Source organism: Pseudomonas fungipugnans (assembly GCF_029955235.1).
GTDB lineage: Bacteria > Pseudomonadota > Gammaproteobacteria > Pseudomonadales > Pseudomonadaceae > Aquipseudomonas > Aquipseudomonas fungipugnans.
The window spans coordinates 537289-551719 of sequence record NZ_JARBWL010000001.1; the positions used below are offsets into that span (position 1 = coordinate 537289).

17 protein-coding genes are annotated in these 14431 nt (G+C 57.1%); 8 read left to right on the forward strand and 9 right to left on the reverse strand.

What is annotated here, in order from left to right; translation table 11 throughout:
• Nucleotides 1-66 precede the first annotated feature (66 nt).
• Entirely contained in the window at nt 67-1143 is a 1077-nt protein-coding gene (gene hppD / locus POF45_RS02450; protein ID WP_282314958.1) for a 4-hydroxyphenylpyruvate dioxygenase, read from the reverse strand.
• A gap of 408 nt (nt 1144-1551) precedes the next feature.
• On the opposite strand from hppD, the gene POF45_RS02455 reads away from it, so the two are divergent.
• On the forward strand, nt 1552-3087 hold the full coding sequence (locus POF45_RS02455; protein WP_259502939.1) for an EAL domain-containing protein: 1536 nt from the start codon (nt 1552-1554) through the stop codon (nt 3085-3087).
• A gap of 231 nt (nt 3088-3318) precedes the next feature.
• On the forward strand, nt 3319-3684 hold the full coding sequence (locus POF45_RS02460) for a histone-like nucleoid-structuring protein, MvaT/MvaU family (RefSeq protein ID WP_259502938.1): 366 nt from the start codon (nt 3319-3321) through the stop codon (nt 3682-3684).
• Between the two features lie 252 nt (nt 3685-3936).
• Here POF45_RS02460 and POF45_RS02465 read toward each other — a convergent pair whose 3' ends face one another.
• Nucleotides 3937-4461 (reverse strand): DUF4946 domain-containing protein, encoded by a 525-nt coding sequence (locus POF45_RS02465; protein ID WP_282314959.1) that lies wholly within the window; start codon nt 4459-4461, stop codon nt 3937-3939.
• A 143-nt stretch (nt 4462-4604) separates the two neighbouring features.
• Here POF45_RS02465 and gloA point away from each other — a divergent pair, with 143 nt between their 5' ends.
• Nucleotides 4605-5126: a lactoylglutathione lyase gene (gene gloA / locus POF45_RS02470; RefSeq protein WP_259502937.1), complete on the forward strand. Its 522-nt coding sequence runs from the start codon at nt 4605-4607 to the stop codon at nt 5124-5126.
• Nucleotides 5127-5237: 111 nt separating this feature from the next.
• On the opposite strand, the gene ahpF is transcribed toward gloA, so the two are convergent.
• The 3 genes from ahpF to POF45_RS02485 form a co-directional block, all read right to left on the reverse strand.
• Entirely contained in the window at nt 5238-6803 is a 1566-nt protein-coding gene (gene ahpF / locus POF45_RS02475) for an alkyl hydroperoxide reductase subunit F (RefSeq protein ID WP_282314960.1), read from the reverse strand.
• Between the two features lie 122 nt (nt 6804-6925).
• Nucleotides 6926-7489 (reverse strand): alkyl hydroperoxide reductase subunit C, encoded by a 564-nt coding sequence (gene ahpC / locus POF45_RS02480; protein ID WP_259502935.1) that lies wholly within the window; start codon nt 7487-7489, stop codon nt 6926-6928.
• Between the two features lie 132 nt (nt 7490-7621).
• Nucleotides 7622-8566: a site-specific integrase gene (locus tag POF45_RS02485; protein WP_282314961.1), complete on the reverse strand. Its 945-nt coding sequence runs from the start codon at nt 8564-8566 to the stop codon at nt 7622-7624.
• Nucleotides 8567-8744: 178 nt separating this feature from the next.
• Here POF45_RS02485 and POF45_RS02490 point away from each other — a divergent pair, with 178 nt between their 5' ends.
• Complete coding sequence (locus tag POF45_RS02490; RefSeq protein WP_282314962.1) at nt 8745-9755, forward strand: DNA-binding protein; 1011 nt, start codon at nt 8745-8747, stop codon at nt 9753-9755.
• On the opposite strand, the gene gorA is transcribed toward POF45_RS02490, so the two are convergent.
• Together gorA and galU are read right to left on the reverse strand one after the other, a co-directional pair.
• Complete coding sequence (gorA, locus tag POF45_RS02495; RefSeq protein WP_259502932.1) at nt 9752-11110, reverse strand: glutathione-disulfide reductase; 1359 nt, start codon at nt 11108-11110, stop codon at nt 9752-9754. The genes POF45_RS02490 and gorA overlap by 4 nt on opposite strands.
• Before the next feature lie 130 nt (nt 11111-11240).
• Nucleotides 11241-12080, reverse strand: coding sequence for a UTP--glucose-1-phosphate uridylyltransferase GalU (gene galU / locus POF45_RS02500; RefSeq protein WP_008036893.1), 840 nt, complete (start codon nt 12078-12080; stop codon nt 11241-11243).
• A gap of 293 nt (nt 12081-12373) precedes the next feature.
• Here galU and POF45_RS02505 point away from each other — a divergent pair, with 293 nt between their 5' ends.
• Both POF45_RS02505 and POF45_RS02510 read left to right on the forward strand, forming a co-directional pair.
• The gene (locus tag POF45_RS02505; RefSeq protein WP_259502931.1) at nt 12374-12562 is read left to right on the forward strand and encodes a hypothetical protein; all 189 of its coding nucleotides are present in this window, start codon (nt 12374-12376) and stop codon (nt 12560-12562) included.
• A gap of 142 nt (nt 12563-12704) precedes the next feature.
• Entirely contained in the window at nt 12705-12986 is a 282-nt protein-coding gene (locus tag POF45_RS02510; RefSeq protein ID WP_259502930.1) for a hypothetical protein, read from the forward strand.
• A 10-nt stretch (nt 12987-12996) separates the two neighbouring features.
• Here the strand turns inward: POF45_RS02510 and POF45_RS02515 are convergent, their stop codons facing one another.
• The gene (locus POF45_RS02515; RefSeq protein WP_259502929.1) at nt 12997-13227 is read right to left on the reverse strand and encodes a hypothetical protein; all 231 of its coding nucleotides are present in this window, start codon (nt 13225-13227) and stop codon (nt 12997-12999) included.
• Nucleotides 13228-13310: 83 nt separating this feature from the next.
• Entirely contained in the window at nt 13311-13670 is a 360-nt protein-coding gene (locus POF45_RS02520) for a hypothetical protein (protein WP_259503175.1), read from the reverse strand.
• A 212-nt stretch (nt 13671-13882) separates the two neighbouring features.
• Here POF45_RS02520 and POF45_RS02525 point away from each other — a divergent pair, with 212 nt between their 5' ends.
• Nucleotides 13883-14185: a DUF1883 domain-containing protein gene (locus tag POF45_RS02525; RefSeq protein WP_007946189.1), complete on the forward strand. Its 303-nt coding sequence runs from the start codon at nt 13883-13885 to the stop codon at nt 14183-14185.
• 28 nt (nt 14186-14213) lie between these two features.
• Complete coding sequence (locus tag POF45_RS02530; RefSeq protein WP_259502928.1) at nt 14214-14390, forward strand: hypothetical protein; 177 nt, start codon at nt 14214-14216, stop codon at nt 14388-14390.
• Nucleotides 14391-14431 lie beyond the last annotated feature (41 nt).

The window sequence follows — 14431 nt, forward strand, 5'->3', positions numbered from 1 at the left end:
GCATCAAGCCAATAAAAAGCCCGGTCAGCATTGCTGCTGACCGGGCTTTTTTACATGCGCTACGGCTTACTCGGTGGCGAGTACGCCACGACGCACCTGGTCCCGCTCAATCGATTCGAACAGGGCCTTGAAGTTGCCCTCGCCGAAACCATCGTCACCCTTGCGCTGGATGAACTCGAAGAACACCGGCCCCATCAGGGTTTCCGAGAAAATCTGCAACAGCAGACGCCTGTCGCCCGACTCGGACGAGCCGTCCAGCAAGATCCCGCGCGATTGCAGCTGGTCCACTGGCTCGCCGTGATTCGGCAAGCGGCCTTCGAGCATTTCGTAATAGGTTTCTGGCGGTGCAGTCATGAAGCGCATGCCGATTTTCTTCAGGCGATCCCAGGTGTCCACCAGGTTGTCGCTGAGGAACGCAACGTGCTGGATGCCTTCGCCGTTGAACTGCATCAGGAACTCTTCGATCTGCCCGGCGCCCTTGGACGACTCCTCGTTCAGCGGGATACGGATCATGCCATCCGGTGCGGTCATGGCCTTGGAGGTCAGGCCGGTGTATTCACCCTTGATGTCGAAGTAGCGAATTTCGCGGAAGTTGAACAGTTTCTCGTAGAAGTTGGCCCAGTAGGCCATGCGACCGCGATACACGTTGTGGGTCAGGTGATCGATGATTTTCAGACCAGCACCGACCGGGTTGCGATCCACGCCTTCGATGAACACGAAGTCGATGTCATAGATCGAGCTGCCTTCGCCGAAACGGTCGATCAGGTACAGCGGCGCGCCGCCGATGCCCTTGATGGCCGGCAGGTTCAGTTCCATCGGACCGGTTTCGATGTGAATCGGCTGGGCGCCGAGTTCCAGAGCACGGTTGTAGGCCTGTTGCGAATCCTTGACCCGGAACGCCATGCCGCACACCGACGGACCGTGTTCGGCCGCGAAGTACGAGGCAACGCTGTGGGGTTCGTTATTGAGGATCAGGTTGATCGCGCCCTGGCGATACAGGTGCACGTCTTTGGATCGGTGGGTCGCGACCTTGGTGAAGCCCATGATCGCGAAGATCGGCTCCAGCGTGTTCGGGGTCGGCGATGCGAATTCGATGAACTCAAAGCCCATCAGGCCCATTGGGTTTTCGTATAAATCTGCCATGGTTGGCGCCTCATCATTTTTTAGAATTAACGGAACGTTAGTCACTAATAATGCTGAGACCGGCGGGTGGCGCGCAGGAGATGCCGCGCACACTGCGGGCGAGGAAGTCACCATAGATCAGTTGAAACCCGAAACTCTTCATTGTCGACCCAAGGCTCTTGCGGGCGAGGCTTCTGCTGCCAGAAGACGATTATTATTGTATGCGTAACCCGATTCTACACAGCGTAACCAGATTTGTCCGTCTTGTGTATCAAATCCCCTTTTTTGTGGCCGGCGCAAGCAGTTTGTTCAGCGGCACAAGCGCCAGGACCATCTATCATAGCCACTGACTGAACTCTTTTTTGGGAGGCGCCACATTGAGCGCTGCCAGCATTTGAGAGCCCTATTTCATCGCGACAGGTTTCGCAAATGCCATTGACCGTCAAATACCGCCGTTCGCGGCGTATGCGCATCGTCGTGACCGTATTATGTGGTGTGATCCCGATAGTGCTGGGGTTGGTCATTCTGTGCCTGCAAGCCGAGCGGGCTTTGCATATCAGCACCCAGCGCACCGCCGAAGAAGCCAGGCGCCAGTTCGACCTGATGCTCGACAACACCGCCCAGGCAGCCCGGGAATTGCTGCCTCTGGCCGGTGAAAGCTGCAGCGAAGCCAAACTGGCCTTGCGCGAACAGACAACCCGCCGGCCGTTCGTGCGTTCGACCAATCTGGTGTGGGACAACAACCTGTATTGCAGCTCTCTGTTTGGCGACTATCAGGAGAAGGTCAATCCCGGCGACTACACCCAGGGCGAACTGTGGCTGATGAACGGCAACCCGGTGACGCCGGACACCGCGCTGCTGGTGTATCGGCTCAGCGCCGGGAAACAGGGGGCATTGACTACCCTCAATGGTTATCACCTGAGCAACATGCTGAGTTTGATCGGTCACGAAACGATCCTGCTGCTGCAAGTGGGCAACCGTTGGTTGTCCGCCGACGGGAAAGTCCAGGAAGGCGCCCTGCCCGACTTGCCTGAAGCGCAAAATACACTGACGTCCTCACACTATGCCTTCACCGTCAAAGCCGGGTTCCCCGAGGGCGAAGTCTGGCGCTACATGAGAGCCGAGTACCCGCCGCTGTTCAGCTTGCTGATGTTCTTCGGCGTCGTCTCGGGCGCGATCGGGCATGTATTGCAAAAGCGTTCAACATCGCCCAGTCACGAAATCCAGCGCGCCCTGGAGGCCGGGGAGTTCATTCCCTACTTTCAACCGGTGGTGCATGGCGATACCAAACAATGGAGCGGTACCGAGGTGCTGATGCGCTGGCAACACCCCAAGGAAGGCCTGGTGCGCCCGGATCTGTTTATCCCGTTCGCCGAGCACTCGGGGCTGATCGTGCCGATGACCCGCTCGTTGATGAAACAGACAGCTGCCATCCTCGCGCCAGCTTCGGCTTTTTTCCATGGCCTTTTTCATATTGGCATCAACATCACCGCCAGCCATTGTCATGACCTGGAGCTGGTAGAGGATTGCCGTGAATTTCTCGGCGCGTTCCCCCAAGGCAGTGTCAGTCTGGTGCTGGAGCTGACCGAGCGCGAACTGATCAAGCCTTCGGACGTGACCCACCAGTTGTTCGAACAACTGCACGCGCTGGGTGTAATGATCGCCATCGACGACTTTGGCACCGGGCATTCAAGCCTGGGTTACCTGCGCCAGTTCAATGTGGACTTTCTGAAAATCGATCAGAGCTTTGTCGCCATGATCGGTGCCGATGCGCTCTCGCGACATATTCTGGACAGCATTATCGAACTCTCGGCGAAACTCGATCTGGGCATTGTGGCCGAAGGCGTAGAGACCGTGGAGCAAAGCGATTACCTGACGGCTCACAACGTTAACTTCCTGCAAGGTTACCTGTATGGCAGACCAATGCCCGGCGCGGAGTTCGTTGCTGCATTAAGCCATCATTAACTAAGCGTATTAAGCCGCCCGATAACGTCGCCGCGCCCCCAATCGAATCAAATGACTGCTGTTGTTACATCAGGAAAAAGACGGGATTTACTCTTGCCCCATTAACTACTACAATTTTATTGCCTGTGCAAAATAGCAGGCGAGCCACTATCACCGAGTCGCTTCAAGGCTCTTGGCTTATAGCTTTGTTTGCGGTTGGTATCAGCCAAACACACTATTGGAGTAAAGATATTGTCCAGACTCGCTGAATTTCGTGCAGCTGAAAAGGCCCTTCAAGAACAGCTCAAGCAGCTGGAATCCCTGAAGAACGATGCCGGGCTCAAGAAAGAAATCGAATTCGAAGAAAAGCTCCAGGGGCTGATGAAAACCTACGGCAAAAGCCTGCGTGACATCATCGCCATCCTCGATCCGAACCCGGCAAAGTCAGGCCTGCAACAGGCCTTGGCGCCTAAAACCCGCCGCGCTCGTGTCGTCAAGGTCTATCACAACCCGCACACCGGTGAACTGATCGAGACCAAAGGCGGCAACCACCGCGGCCTTAAAGCCTGGAAAGAACAATACGGTGCAGCCACCGTTGACTCCTGGCTACGCGGCTAATCTTTAGCGGCGAGAAAAAGCCCTGCCTATGCAGGGCTTTTTCATGGGCGATATCTAACAAATGCAACGATTGCCGTCGATAAAGTTGAAATCTCCGGACCTGTGTACCGTCACAATACGTAATAAAAACAGCAGCGACATTCATGGCGCTGTGCCGGCTTTCGATAATAACCGACTTACTTTGTGGTTAATCCATTCGCACATCTAACATTCCGGGTTCTCGCCACCCTCTGCGCCTGTCGACTTGCCCAACTAAAGTTTCAAGCTGTTTCGAGCTGCCGCTATTTCGTCCTGACTTGCCTTATAAACCTCGGCCTGACCGGCATAGGAAAGAACATAAGCCTTATCGTCCTGCACGGCGGCGACCAATGTTTGAGACAGCACATGCCGACCGTTCTCGGTCACCGTACAGGTGGTTTCAAGCGCGGCCAGCTGGCTCAGCGTACTGGGGTGAATTTTGTTGCAGACACTTTGGTAGCCACCCTGGAAAAAATCCTTCTGTACTGATTTGCGCATCTCCATCAGCACACCCTGCAAGTTCACCTGATGACCGCTTTCGACTTGGGTCATGGTCAGTTCCATGACCAGCACCTGATTGCCATCAGCATCGTTTTTTACCGCGCGCTGGCGGAAAATCTGCGGGGCGGCGTCGTTTGGCGGTACCGCTTCAACCTCCCAGCCGGTTGGCCAGGTGATGCTTGGCGCTTCGGCCAGCGCGGTGCCTGCCATCAGCGCCAAACCCAGGAGGACAAACAGCGATTTATACGGTCGGATCATAACGAGGGTCACTCAAGAGCTGAACTGCAAAGTCTGAGCCTCCCCCGTCCGCCAGGCAAGCCTGCGGTTCGGGTTTGGTGATGCTCGATGCCTTGCGTATCATTGCTACCCAAACGCACGCCCATTTTTTTACCGGAGGGCCCATGAGCCTGCACGAATTGAACACCTTCCCTGGCGTCACCGCCCAACCCGATACCGCCACCCAGAAGTTCGTCTTCAATCACACCATGCTGCGGGTCAAGGACATCGCCAAATCCCTGGATTTCTACACGCGTATCCTGGGTTTCTCGCTGGTGGAAAAACGCGACTTTCCGGAAGCCGAGTTCAGCCTGTATTTCCTGGCGCTGGTCGATAAAAGCCAGATCCCGGCCGATGCCGCCGCACGCACGCAATGGATGAAGTCGATCCCCGGCATTCTCGAACTGACCCATAACCACGGTACTGAAAACGATCCGGAATTTGCCTATCACAACGGCAACACCGACCCGCGCGGTTTTGGCCACATCTGCATCTCCGTGCCGGACATTCGCGCTGCCTGCGAGCGATTTGAAGCGCTGGGCTGTGACTTCCAGAAGCGCCTGAACGACGGTCGCATGAAGAGCCTGGCCTTCATCAAGGACCCGGATGCCTACTGGGTCGAGATCATTCAACCAGCACCGATGTAAGACACTCAGCACACATCCCTGTGGGAGCGAGCCTGCTCCCACATTAGGAATGTGAAGCACATAAAAAACCCCATGATCACTCATGGGGTTTTGTGTTTACAGCGCTGGCGTTTACGCCGGGGCCGAGGTCCGGATCAGGTGGTCGAATGCGCTCAGGGAAGCCTTTGCGCCCTCGCCCACCGCAATCACAATCTGCTTGTATGGCACCGTAGTCACGTCACCGGCGGCAAACACACCGGGCAACGACGTTTCGCCACGAGCGTCGACAATGATCTCGCCACGGGGTGACAACTCGACGGTGCCCTTGAGCCAGTCAGTGTTCGGCAGCAAGCCGATCTGCACGAAGATGCCTTCGAGCTCGACGGTGTTGAATTCACCCGAATCACGGTCCTTGTACACCAGGCCGGTCACCTTCTGGCCGTCACCCTTCACTTCGCTGGTCAGCGCGCTGGTGATGACCGTGACGTTCGGCATGCTGTACAGCTTGCGTTGCAGAACGGCGTCGGCGCGCAGTTTGCTGTCGAACTCCAGCAACGTGACGTGGGACACGATACCGGCCAGGTCGATGGCTGCTTCGACGCCGGAGTTACCGCCGCCAATCACCGCCACACGCTTGCCCTTGAACAGCGGGCCGTCGCAGTGCGGGCAGAAGCACACGCCTTTGGCCTTGTATTGCTGCTCACCCGGCACGCCCATTTCACGCCAGCGAGCGCCAGTGGCCAGGATCACTGTTTTGGTCTTCAGGCTTGCGCCGCTTTCGAAACGGATTTCGTGCAGCTCACCGGCATTTTTCGCCGGTACCAAGGCAGTGGCGCGTTGCAGGTTCATGATATCGACGTCGTACTGCTTGACGTGTTCTTCCAAAGCGCTGGCCAGCTTGGGCCCTTCGGTCTCCTGCACGGAGATGAAGTTCTCGATGGCCATGGTGTCGAGCACCTGTCCACCAAAACGTTCAGCCGCCACACCGGTACGAATGCCTTTGCGAGCCGCGTAGATGGCTGCCGAAGCGCCGGCCGGGCCACCACCCACCACCAACACGTCAAAAGCTTGTTTGGCGTTGATCTTCTCGGCCTGACGTTCAGCACCGCTGGTGTCGATCTTGGCGAGGATTTCCTCAAGGCCCATACGGCCCTGACCGAAGATTTCACCGTTCAGGTAGAGGCTGGGCACCGCCATGATCTTGCGATCATCCACTTCGGCCTGGAACAACGCACCGTCGATGGCGACGTGGTGAATGTTCGGATTCAGGACGGCCATCAGGTTCAGCGCCTGGACCACGTCCGGGCAGTTCTGGCAGGACAGAGAGAAGTAAGTCTCGAAACTGAACTGGCCTTTGAGCGAGCGAATCTGTTCGATCACTTCAGCGCTGGCTTTCGAAGGGTGGCCGCCGACTTGCAGCAAGGCCAGCACCAGCGAAGTGAATTCGTGCCCCATGGGAATGCCGGCAAAGCGCAGGCTGATATCGGCACCCGGGCGGTTGATCGAGAACGATGGCTTGCGTGCATCGCTACCGTTGTCGAGCAAGGTAATTTGATTGGAAAGACTGGCAACGTCTTTCAGCAGTTCGAGCATTTCCCGGGATTTCGCACCGTCGTCGAGGGAAGCAACGATCTCGATCGGCTGGGTGACCCGTTCCAGGTATGACTTCAACTGGGCTTTAAGATTGGCGTCCAACATACGGGCGATTTCCTTTTGTTTGTGGCGAAAAAAAACGCCCGAGCGAATCTCGCCCGGGCGTTTTGAGGGCGGTGCAGCTTACTTAGGTGCGGTAAACCGCCCTGGTGATGCGTTTCACAGACTTAGATCTTGCCGACCAGGTCCAGGGACGGAGCCAAGGTAGCCTCGCCTTCTTTCCACTTGGCTGGGCACACTTCGCCCGGGTGAGCAGCAACGTACTGGGCAGCCTTGATCTTGCGCAGCAGCTCGGATGCGTCACGACCCACGCCGCCATCGTTCAGCTCAACGATTTTGATCTGGCCTTCCGGGTTGATCACGAAAGTGCCACGGTCAGCCAGGCCTGCTTCTTCGATCAGTACGTCGAAGTTGCGGGAGATGGTCAGGGTCGGGTCGCCGATCATGGTGTACTGGATTTTGCCGATGGCTGGCGAAGTGTTGTGCCAGGCCGCGTGAGCAAAGTGGGTGTCGGTGGAAACGCTGTAGATCTCGACGCCCAGCTTCTGGAATTGAGCGTAGTTGTCGGCCAGGTCTTCCAGCTCGGTTGGGCAAACGAAGGTGAAGTCAGCCGGGTAGAAGAATACCACCGACCATTTGCCTTTCAGGTCAGCGTCCGACACTTGTACGAAGTCGCCATTTTTGTAGGCAGTAGCTTTGAACGGTTTAACGTGGCTGTTGATGATAGGCATTGATGACTCTCCGTCAGGGTTGAAAAGTTGATGGAGTGAATCCTACCCACTCATCCGGCGGATGGCTCATTGGCAAACCTCATGCTGCTCATTGGTTTTGGCTATTAGCGGAGGGTGTTAATAGAAGAAATCTTACTTGGGCGGGACGACGGCGCTGTCGGGGAGGTAGGTCATGCCGAGAAACGGGCTTGCTTCCACATAACGCATGGCGGATTTCATGTCCTTCCAGCCCACATAACTCATCAGCGACTTCAGATCCCAGCCGCTCTGATGCGCCCAACTGGCGAAGCCGCGGCGCAGGGAGTGACTGGTGTAGTGCTCTGCCGGAATGCCGGCGCGCTCCAGTACCTGACGCAACAAGGCAATCACACTGTTGGCGTGCAGGCCCTCCTCGCTCAGATGGCCCCAGCGGTCGATGCCGCGAAACACCGGTCCGCGCACCAGTGCCGCTTCAGTGATCCAGGCAACGTAGGCCTGCACCGGACACAGTCGCTGTAACGCCGGCGTCTGATACGTCTCGCCGAGGTTTTCCCGGTCGCTCTTGCTGCGCGGCAGGTACAGGGTGATGCCGGAACCGGCGCGGGCTTGCACATGCTCAATCTGCACGCGGCACAGCTCGTCGCTGCGAAAGCCACGCCAGAAACCCAGCAGGATCAACGCCCGGTCCCGAGTTGCGCGCAGCAATCGCGGGCGATCCTGCTCGGCCCTGGCGCTTTGGATCTCCAGTTCCAGCCACGCCACCACCTGTTCCAGGTGTTGCAGCTGTAACGGCTCGGCCTGTTTTTCCTGCGCTGGATGCAATGCACGAATGCCCTTGAACACCTTGCGCACCATCGGCGCCTTGGTCGGATCGGCAAAGCCCTGGCTGTTGTGCCACTGGGCGAGCGCCGACAAGCGCAACTTCAAGGTGTTGATCGACAACACTCCCGCATACGCCACCAGATAGCGCGCGACGCTGTCGCTGGTCGCCGGCAGAAACCCGCCCCACGTCACTTCGAAGTGCTCGATGGCAGCCCGATAACTGCGGCGAGTGTTATCGCGGGTAGCGGCTTGCAGGTAGCGATCCAGCTCGGACATGGGCTCTGCTCTCGAAAACGTACGGCTTCAGCGGGCGAAAACCCGAAGAAAGGCGTATCACACGGGGTAATACCAGTATATCCCGGATGACTAATACGTCATATTTAACTTTATTATGCGTGTGGTACAATGTGTATATTAGTGGCATGTACCACAGTACGAAATCGTAGGAGATCAAATGGCTCGTGGCGGCGTAAACAAAGCGGTGGTGCAAGCGGCACGTCTGGCGATCCTCGCCCGTGGCGAAAACCCCAGCATCGATGCAGTACGGATCGAAATGGGCAATACCGGTTCGAAAACCACGATTCATCGCTATTTGAAGGAGCTGGACGTCGGCGGCGAGCGCGTCGAAACGCCTGCAGAGCCTATCGATAGTGAGCTGACGGCCCTGGTAACACGGCTGGCGCAGCGCTTGAAAGAACAGGCGCAGGAGCCGATCGATCAGGCGCGAGAGCTATTCGAGGCGCAGCGGAAGGCCCTGGAGACACAGCTGACGCAAGCACAGGAAGCGAACAGCGAGCTGCATCAGCAGTACGAATTTCAAAGCCTGGCCCTGACCCAGGAATCCGAAGCGCTGCAAGACACACGCTCAATGCTGCAAACCGAACAGACGCGCAACGCCGGGTTGAACCAGGCACTGGCCGGTTTCGAACTGCGCATGCAAGACAAGGACGAGCAGATTCACTCGCTGGAAGAAAAACACCTGCACGCTCGCGACGCCCTGGAGCACTACCGCAGCGCGGTCAAGGAACAGCGCGAGCAGGAACAGCGTCGCCATGAGGGCCAGGTGCAACAGATTCAGATGGAGTTGCGTCAGGCACAGCAAAGTGCGCTGGTTCGTCAGGACGAAATTACCCAGCTGCACCGCGACAACGAACGCTTGTTGACGGAGAACCGCGGGACACTCCGGGAGCTGAGCCTGATGCAGGACCAGCTCAAACACACCCACAGCCGTCAGGATCAACTGCTGGAACAGGTCAACCGCATCGACAGCGAACGCACCCTCCTCCAGGAACGCCTGCGCATCGCCCTGCTGGAAAGCCAGGCGCTCAAGCAGAATGTCGACGAGCAGGAACAGGTTAATCAGTCACTGCAAGCCGAATTGGCGAAGACCCAGGCAAAGCTGGATGAAAGCGTGCGCCTGGCGACTGCCCTTGCGGCAGCGGCAGACGCAGCGAAGGACGATTAACCCGCGACCGGCGTACGCATGGTGACGAACTCTTCGGCGGCCGTCGGGTGCACACCGATGGTTTCATCGAAGTCGCGCTTGGTGGCGCCAGCCTTTAGCGCAATGGCCAGGCCCTGAACGATCTCGCCGGCGTCCGGGCCGACCATGTGGCAGCCCAAGACCTTGTCGGTTTTGCCGTCCACTACCAACTTCATCAGCGTGCGCTCCTGACACTCGGTCAGGGTCAGCTTCATCGGACGGAAGCGGCTTTCGAAAATCACCACATCGTGACCCGCCGCGCGGGCCTCTTCTTCAGTCAGGCCGACGGTGCCGATGTTCGGCAAGCTGAACACCGCCGTCGCGATCATCTTGTAATCCACCGGACGATACTGCTCAGGCTTGAACAAACGGCGTGCGACAGCCATGCCTTCAGCCAGTGCAACCGGAGTCAACTGCACCCGGCCAATCACGTCGCCCAAGGCAAGAATCGATGGCTCGGCGGTCTGGTATTGCTCATCCACCTCGACAAAGCCCTTCTTGTCGAGTTTGACGCCGGTGTTTTCCAGCCCAAGATTGTCGAGCATCGGACGCCGGCCCGTGGCGTAGAACACACAGTCCGCTTCCAGCTCACGACCATCCTTGAGCGTCGCTTTCAAGCTGCCATCGGTTTGCTTGTCGATACGTTCGATGTCGGCATTGAATTGCAGGTTCATACCGCGCTTGGTCAGCTCTTCGTGCAAATGCTTGCGCACCGCACCATCAAAGCCGCGCAAGAACAGATCACCGCGATACAGCAGCGTGGTATCCGCGCCCAGGCCGTGGAAAATCCCGGCAAATTCCACCGCGATGTAGCCGCCACCGACTATCAGTACGCGCTTGGGCAACTCTTTGAGGAAGAACGCCTGGTTGGAGCTGATGGCGTATTCATGCCCCGGAATCTCCGGGATCTGCGGCCAACCACCCGTAGCGATCAGAATATTCTTGGCGGTGTAGCGCTCGCCATTCACCTCGACCGTGTGCGGATCAACGATTTTCGCGTGAGCCTCGTGCAGCGTCACGCCACTGTTGACCAACAGATTGCGATAAATGCCGTTGAGGCGATTGATCTCGCGGTCCTTGTTGGCGATCAGCGTCGCCCAATCGAACTTCGCCTCGCCCAGCGTCCAGCCGAAACCCTGTGACTGTTCGAAGTCCTCGGCAAAATGCGCGCCATAGACCAGCAATTTTTTCGGCACACAACCGACGTTCACACAGGTGCCACCCAGATAACGGCTCTCGGCCACCGCCACTTTCGCGCCAAAACCGGCAGCAAAACGCGCAGCCCGCACACCGCCGGAACCGGCACCAATCACATAAAGGTCAAAATCGTAGGCCATTTCTATCTCCTCGGCAGGCCATCAGCATACCTGCAGATATTTGTTGGGCAAGCGCTGCAAACAATGTGGGGGCAGAAAATGAAAAAGCCACCCGAAGGTGGCTTTCTCAGTACAACCGAACCAAGCGCTATCAGTAAGCCTTGCCCGTCTTGTAGAAGTTTTCGAAGCAGAAGTTGGTGGCTTCGATGTAGCCTTCAGCACCGCCGCAGTCGAAACGCTTGCCCTTGAATTTGTAGGCAATCACGCAACCGTTCTGTGCCTGCTTCATCAAGGCGTCGGTGATCTGGATCTCGCCGCCCTTGCCTGGCTCGGTTTGTTTGATCAGGTCGAAGATGTCCGGGGTCAGGATGTAACGACCGATGATCGCCAGGTTCGACGGTGCATCTTCAGGCGCTGGTTTTTCAACCATGTTGCGTACGCGGTACAGATCGTCGCCGATCAGGTCGCCAGCGATAACGCCGTACTTGTTGGTTTCCTGCGGATCGACTTCCTGGATCGCGATGATCGAGCAGCGGTATTGCTTGTACAGCTTGACCATCTGGGTCAGTACGCCGTCGCCGTCGAGGTTGACGCACAAGTCATCCGCCAGCACCACGGCAAAAGGTTCGTCGCCGATCAGTGGGCGACCGGTGAGGATCGCGTGACCCAGGCCTTTCATTTCGGTCTGGCGAGTGTAGGAGAACGAGCACTCGTCGAGCAGTTTACGGATGCCGACCAGGTATTTTTCCTTGTCGGTGCCCTTGATCTGGTTTTCCAGCTCATAGCTGATGTCGAAGTGGTCTTCCAGGGCGCGTTTGCCGCGACCGGTCACGATCGAGATTTCGGTCAAACCGGCGTCCAGTGCTTCTTCGACGCCGTACTGGATCAGTGGCTTGTTTACCACCGGCAGCATTTCTTTGGGCATGGCTTTAGTCGCTGGCAGGAAGCGAGTACCGTAACCGGCTGCTGGGAACAAGCATTTCTTGATCATATAAGTCCTTGAAAGGGCTGTGTGTACGAGTTTCGGCGCAGTCTAATCAGGCGGCGTGCACCTTACAATGCCCCGCGCTGGCTAACCGATGCCATCATAGAGAAATATTTTGACTGATAGTTCCGCAAGTCACTGCACGAACCCTCTTGCAACTTCTAATAGATAGCAGAAACCACCTGACTTGCACGATTTGCGACCGAGCAGTCAATCTGCACCACCATACGCCGATCAGCCCCTTTTGGGCGCATTTGGCGCTATCATTGCGCGATTGAACCAGCCAACGAGGCAGATAGATGTCGGCAGCAAAAAGCGTCAACGGTTACCTGATCAATCAGGCGAAGGACGGGCAATGGTGGGTGGACAGCGTTGGCGGTGAGAATATTGCCGGACCGTTCCCGACCGAAGCACTGGCCATTGAAGTGGCATCGGTGTTGCAGGATCAGCCGGCCGGCCCCAAACGTCGCGGCAAGGACAAATCCTGAACGGTTGCTGACACAACCGAAGCCCTGCCTTGATGCAGGGCTTTTTTGTGGTTTATTTTCACGGGACTGGCCACTCGCCATAACCTTTCGATACCGGCGCTGTCACAGCGTTTAGCTCCCTCCCCTTGACGACGAAAACGACATGAACAAATTTCTGGCACTGATTGCGGTACTGGCGCTGACTGGCTGTGCCACGTCGGAACACACTTACCTGAAAAACGGCGAGCAGGGTCTGACCATCGATTGCTCCGGCGAGGCCAACAACTGGGCGGCCTGCTACGAAAAAGCCGACGCCTCCTGTGCGGGCACCGGCTACCGGATCGTCAGCAGCAATGGCACCCCCGCCACCAAGGAAAGCGACAAGACCCTGGGCGTGGATGTCGGCAACTACAAGACGCGCAACGTGGTTGTGGTCTGCAAGTAAGGCGTTTGCCTTACATGTGAATTTCGGCGAATTTGATCCCGAGGCCGCGCACGGTCTCGATCAAATCGTCGAGACGACTGAAGGACTCGACTTCATCGTTGTCGTCCACCAGGAAATAACTGCGCCCGGCGCTTTTCTTGAAAAACACGATCCATTCCCCTGAATTCGCCGGGTTCTGTATGACATGCGTCGCAGAGATATGGCCCTCTGCATGGCGTTCCCGTACTTGATCTCGCTTCATGCGCAACTCCAGAAATGACAATGCCGCCAAAGCAGTGCTTTGACGGCATCTATATAAGCACGCGACAGTCTATCAGCCGGAAACTATGAGCCGGAAATGCACGCGTTGGCCGCAGCCTGCACATCCTTTGGACGTACGGGAACGTTTGACATGCGCTCGTGCAGCTTGATGCTGCTGCCGCTGGAGCGCTCCTCGATGTCAAACACCGCCGCCGGCCCAGAGGAAAGTTTGCCGGGGACAATCACCCGTACACCGTCCTTGTGCGGCTCAAGCTGCAAGGCGCCACGGCTGCTGGCAAGCTTGGTTACCAGGCATTGCGCGTACTCGTGGGGCTTTTTGCCTGAGATCACGTTCATGGTGGGCAGCGATGCATTGATCTCGGCGACCGATGCGCAACCACTTACCGCCAATGCCAATGGCAAAACCAGCACACCCCATTTCATACAAAACCTCCGATAAAGATCCTCCGACAGCGTAAATGCTGTTTTTCTCCGAGGCCCACTGCTTTTATCGCTCATAGAATTCCGAATTACTGTTTTTAATTGTCAAAGCACACCCCGACTGCCGGATAATAACCTGTTCGGGCTGATAAACTGCGCCAATCGCCCATGCTATCGTTTTGATTTTGTAGAAAAAGCCCTTCTGGAGGCGCCTCATGAAATTTATCCACCAGCGCGAGCACCTCAACGAGGACGACATCGTCGTCATCCAGTGCTCCCAAACGTGCAACATCCGCTTGATGAACGACGCCAACTTCCGCAGCTTCAAGAACGGCGGTCGTCACACGTATCACGGCGGCGCGTTCGACACCTTCCCGGCGCGCATCACTGCGCCGAGTACCGGTTTCTGGAACATCACCATCGACACCGTCAACCGTCGGCCAATCAGCGTCACGCGCAAGCCGACCCTGACCCACTCGATCAAGATTATCCGCCGCTCCAGCACAAAACTGAGCTGATGGGCGCTTCACGCACGTAAAGGCAGGCATGACCGTGGCCCAAACTACCAAGTACGTCATCAAATATAAACTCAACGGCGAGCGTCGCTTCGAATTTGCCCAGCTTGAAAATGGCACCGAAGCAGAAGCCAGGGCTGCGCTGGATGCCCTTCATGGTTCGAGCGAAGATGTCATCAGCGACATCGCCGTCAGCAAAGCGCTGTAACACCTCTGGGGCGATAACAGGGACGTCGCCTCCCCGTCTGA

Excerpts from the sequence above, each read along its gene's own strand:
- POF45_RS02525 (WP_007946189.1), top strand. The coding sequence starts at position 13,883 with ATGAAATTTATCCACCAGCGCGAGCACCTCAACGAGGACGACATCGTC.
- gloA (WP_259502937.1), top strand. The coding sequence starts at position 4,605 with ATGAGCCTGCACGAATTGAACACCTTCCCTGGCGTCACCGCCCAACCC.
- POF45_RS02490 (WP_282314962.1), top strand. The coding sequence starts at position 8,745 with ATGGCTCGTGGCGGCGTAAACAAAGCGGTGGTGCAAGCGGCACGTCTG.
- POF45_RS02485 (WP_282314961.1), bottom strand. The coding sequence starts at position 8,566 with ATGTCCGAGCTGGATCGCTACCTGCAAGCCGCTACCCGCGATAACACT.
- POF45_RS02505 (WP_259502931.1), top strand. The coding sequence starts at position 12,374 with ATGTCGGCAGCAAAAAGCGTCAACGGTTACCTGATCAATCAGGCGAAG.
- POF45_RS02465 (WP_282314959.1), bottom strand. The coding sequence starts at position 4,461 with ATGATCCGACCGTATAAATCGCTGTTTGTCCTCCTGGGTTTGGCGCTG.
- POF45_RS02455 (WP_259502939.1), top strand. The coding sequence starts at position 1,552 with ATGCCATTGACCGTCAAATACCGCCGTTCGCGGCGTATGCGCATCGTC.
- ahpF (WP_282314960.1), bottom strand. The coding sequence starts at position 6,803 with ATGTTGGACGCCAATCTTAAAGCCCAGTTGAAGTCATACCTGGAACGG.
- galU (WP_008036893.1), bottom strand. The coding sequence starts at position 12,080 with ATGATCAAGAAATGCTTGTTCCCAGCAGCCGGTTACGGTACTCGCTTC.
- POF45_RS02520 (WP_259503175.1), bottom strand. The coding sequence starts at position 13,670 with ATGAAATGGGGTGTGCTGGTTTTGCCATTGGCATTGGCGGTAAGTGGT.
- hppD (WP_282314958.1), bottom strand. The coding sequence starts at position 1,143 with ATGGCAGATTTATACGAAAACCCAATGGGCCTGATGGGCTTTGAGTTC.
- POF45_RS02530 (WP_259502928.1), top strand. The coding sequence starts at position 14,214 with ATGACCGTGGCCCAAACTACCAAGTACGTCATCAAATATAAACTCAAC.
- POF45_RS02515 (WP_259502929.1), bottom strand. The coding sequence starts at position 13,227 with ATGAAGCGAGATCAAGTACGGGAACGCCATGCAGAGGGCCATATCTCT.
- POF45_RS02510 (WP_259502930.1), top strand. The coding sequence starts at position 12,705 with ATGAACAAATTTCTGGCACTGATTGCGGTACTGGCGCTGACTGGCTGT.
- ahpC (WP_259502935.1), bottom strand. The coding sequence starts at position 7,489 with ATGCCTATCATCAACAGCCACGTTAAACCGTTCAAAGCTACTGCCTAC.
- gorA (WP_259502932.1), bottom strand. The coding sequence starts at position 11,110 with ATGGCCTACGATTTTGACCTTTATGTGATTGGTGCCGGTTCCGGCGGT.